The 4,195-nt window shown below is 50.4% G+C and carries 2 protein-coding genes; one reads left to right on the plus strand and one right to left on the minus strand.

From position 1 onward, the window contains the following. Positions 1 to 1,568, minus strand: a 1,568-nt coding sequence (locus KSO86_RS08420) for a purine-cytosine permease family protein (protein WP_216432088.1), incomplete at its 3' end; no start/stop codon positions are given. A 157-nt stretch (positions 1,569 to 1,725) separates the two neighbouring features. On the opposite strand from KSO86_RS08420, the gene KSO86_RS08425 reads away from it, so the two are divergent. Further along, positions 1,726 to 3,621: a solute carrier family 23 protein gene (locus KSO86_RS08425; RefSeq protein WP_216379770.1), complete on the plus strand. Its 1,896-nt coding sequence runs from the start codon at positions 1,726 to 1,728 to the stop codon at positions 3,619 to 3,621. The last annotated feature ends 574 nt before the right edge of the window (positions 3,622 to 4,195 follow it).

Below are 4,195 nucleotides of genomic sequence, written 5' to 3' on the forward strand. Positions count from 1 at the left end.
TCTATGCGAAGGAAAGGAACATTTTTTCGAGATGTTCCTCTTCGACATCTTGGCCAGTCGAATAGCAGGTTTTCTTGAAATGCTACTTTTTTCGAACGCAGTACATAGCCAGCAAGAAAAGAAAGAATCAGTGCACACAGTACACCGAGATTAGCCCACGCCCACTCGCCGTCGCGTCCACCTAACCCTAAAGGTCCGAGTAAATATCCTTGCCAGTTGTTCCACGCAGCCTCGTTGGCAAAATTATTAATCACTAGCCCCCAGCCGATAAATGACGAGACAGCCATAATCGACAAAGAAGTCCAGTCCCATGAGCCGTAAATTCCATGCGGATTAAACAGCGCTTCGTCATCATATTCCCGCTTGCGCAACGCAATATCTGCCATCATCAAGCCTGCCCAGGATGCGATTGGTACGCCTAGCGTGATTAAAAATGATTGGAACGGGCCAAGGAAATCTTGAGCGAAAAACACCACCCAAATTGTTCCTGCCGTCAAAATGAGGCCGTCGATCCCGGCTGCAGCTGGACGCGGAATCTTCACACCTAGGCTCAACAGCGTCAAACCGGAGGAATATATGCCAAGGACAGCTCCCGAAACCAAGCCTAAAACTGCCGTGATAAGAAATGGCACCAGCACCCACGCCGGCAAAATACTCGCCAACGTCCCGATCGGATCTGCCGCAATCCCCTCGTTCAATTCTGGGTTCGACCCCACAATCAATAACCCAGCAATGACTAAAAGCACTGGCGAAATCGCTCCGCCAAGGGTATTCCATAAAACAATTTTTCCCGCAGACGCATCTCGTGACTGGTACCGTGACCAGTCGGCTGCAATATTAATCCAGCCAAGTCCGAAACCAGTCATAACCATAACAAGTGCGCCGATAACCGCCGTCGTCGACCCTGCTGGTTGAGCCAGGATAACCGACATATCAATGTGCGGAATCGTCAACCCAACATAAACGATAGTGAGCGCACCCGTCAGCCACGTTAAGACCGACTGAACTTTCATGATGACGTGATAACCAGCGATCGACGCTGACACGATCATCCCGGCGATCACTAAGCACGCGATGATCTTCGTCGTCGTTCCACCATTCCACCCCAGCTGGGTGAAAACGGTCGCGGTAGCCAACGTCGCCATAATCGCGAGAAAAGTTTCCCACCCGATCGAAATAAGCCATGAAAAAACGCCCGGAATTTTTTGTCCATATACTCCGAAGACCGCGCGAGACAGAATCATCGTTGGTGCAGAGCCACGTTTTCCAGCAATAGCGATCACGCCACACAGCACAAAGGAGATAGTTATGCCTATCACAGCAACGATAAGACCTTGGACGAATGACACTCCAAACCCATAGACGAATGATGCGTAGGAGATTCCAAAAACGGAGACGTTTGCAGCGAACCAGGGCCAGAACAAGTCGGAAGGTTGCGCGGTACGCTCGTCCTCCGAAATAATGTCGATACCGTTATTTTCTATAGCAAATGCGCTATTTTCGCGGAGATACTCGTGGGATTTCGACGTCGATGCGTCGCTGTCAATGGGGTAAGCGTCGTTACTCATAGCCCCCAGTATGCACTAAGGCAACGAGTGCTCGATAGTGTCGAGAATGAATTGTCTCCATACTGTTACTTTCCCGATTCCTGCTCTTTTTCAAAAAATGGACTACAGCAGTCCACATAATAGACGTAGTTTATCTGAGAGAAAATGAGCCACTACCATGACTCTTGTGAACCAAAATAATTCAGTGAACGCCGTTCCTAAGGCGCCGAAACTTGTCCTTTTGTCACTTCAGCACCTATTGGCCTTCTACGCCGGTGCAGTGATCGTTCCGCTGCTCATAGCATCTTCGCTGAAGCTCGATCCAGCAACGACAATCCATCTCATCAACGCCGACCTTTTCACCTGCGGCATCGCAACACTCATTCAAAGTGTTGGCGTCACCAATAAAGTCGGTGTGCGGTTGCCGATTATCCAGGGTGTCACCACCACCGCGGTCGCTCCTATTATTGCGATCGGTCTTGCTGCAACCGACGGCGCCGGTGGCGAGGCATCGCTTCCTGTTATCTACGGATCGATTATCGTGGCCGGCCTGTTTACTTTCTTTGCGGCCCCTTACTTTGCGAAACTATTACGATTCTTTCCGCACCACGTGACCGGAACCGTCCTTCTGGTCATGGGCACATCGCTCCTCGCAGTATCGGCCAATGATTTCGTTAACTATGCCGACGGCGTTCCATCCGTGCGCGACTTAGCATACGGCTTTGGGACGCTTTTTGCTATTGTGCTTGTGCAACGATTCTTCCGTGGTTTCTTAGGCACAATCTCAGTGCTCATCGGCCTTGTCGGTGGAACAACAATCGCACTACTGCTGAACCATATTCAGCCCGAAAAAATCGATGCTGTTGTGAACGCACCCGCCCTGGGTGTAACCACACCGTTCTATTTCGGATGGCCAGTTTTCTCGTTCACTGCGATTATTTCCATGCTTATCGTCATGCTGATCACCATGGTTGAGACGACCGGTGACGTTTTTGCGACCGGCGAGATCGTTGGCAAGCGCATCACCTCTGCCGACGTGGCCGCCGCTATTCGTGCCGATGGCGTATCCACCACCCTCGGCGGCGTCCTTAATTCGTTCCCGTACACCATGTTTGCTCAGAATGTTGGCCTTGTTCGGCTGACTGGTATCAAGTCCCGCTGGGTTGCTGCCGGAGCTGGCGTACTCATGATCTTCGTTGGTTTACTACCGAAGGTTGGCGCTCTTGTCGCGTCGATTCCGTCCCCGGTGTTGGGTGGAGCATCGTTGGCACTGTTCGCGAATGTTGCCTGGGTTGGGTTGCAAACGATTGCCAAGTCGAATCTTGCTGACTACCGGATCGCGACTATTGTTACGACGTCGTTAGGCCTCGCAATGCTGGTGACGTTCCGTCCCGAGATCGCACAGGTATTCCCCAACTGGGCACAAGTATTCTTCTCTTCTGGCATGTCAATCGGTTCGATTACCGCTATTTTGCTTAACTTGGTCTTCTTCCACATGACACGTCGCACTGCGAAGACTACTGACGACGTGGTAGCTGGGGTTACTCTGGAGAACGTCAACAACATGTCTCAAGAAGAATTCGTTGATACGTTCCGGAGTCTATTCAATACGCACGTGTGGCCATTAGAAACGGCATGGCAGGCCCGTCCGTTTGATACATCGGAAGAGCTGCGTAATGCACTACTGATGGCTGTAGTACAGGCAGACGAAGCCAAGCGTCAGGAACTAATTGCAGATTATCCAAATATGTTTGCACTACTAACGTCGGATGAGGCGGATGGGATGTCTCGAGACATCGGTTCGCTTGCATTGGGATCAGCGAGCGAACAGCAGTTGGCGGAACTTTCAGCAATCACCGAGGAATACGGTGACAAATTTGACTTGCCCTATGTTGCATTCCTATCCACTGACGATTCAATCGACACTATTTTGGCCGATGCCCGACGTCGCTTGGGTAATGAAAAACAGGTAGAACAGGTAGTCTCTCTATCCCAAATTTTGCGGATAACGACTGATCGCCTGGACATCTTGATGCGCGGTGCGAACCAGCGTGCGCATGAATTCCAAGGCTAATATTCAGCATTCTCACGGTAATGGGGGCGAGTCTTTACAGGCTCGCCCCAATTACTTTAAAAATAAGAATACGTGTGAGAGCGTGAAATATTTAAGAGGGCTTAATCCTGTTATGTAAACAAATAAAAGTCGTGGCAGCCTGGAATAATCAGCTCCCAGTGCTACAAAACGTGACCTAGGTCAGGAAGATACGCTGGCCAGCTAAACTAGCAGCTCGGAATAAACGAGTCTTTGCAGTAGTACTACTGATACTGACGTATGAGACCAACCTCGAAGAAACCACATTCGATTATGGCAATTGAAGTACGATCCAGAAAATAACGTCGCACTGAAACCAGTCGGCATCCCAGAAGAAAAATCTGCACTGCGTGACCGATGCTGGAGCACACCGGATAAAGTTAAAGAATTAATAGTGGACAGCAACCGCTTGGCAGGTTGTTTACGCAGATAATCAAAGAGGGGTCCAGCTCTAAGCTGAACCCCTCTTATCAGGTTTTGATGACGGCGGTGTCCTACTCTCCCACACTCCCTCGAGTGCAGTACCATCGGCGTTAGCAGGCTTAGCTACCGGGTT

It is taken from the genome of Arcanobacterium phocae (genome assembly GCF_018913465.1).
Taxonomy (GTDB): domain Bacteria; phylum Actinomycetota; class Actinomycetes; order Actinomycetales; family Actinomycetaceae; genus Arcanobacterium; species Arcanobacterium phocae_A.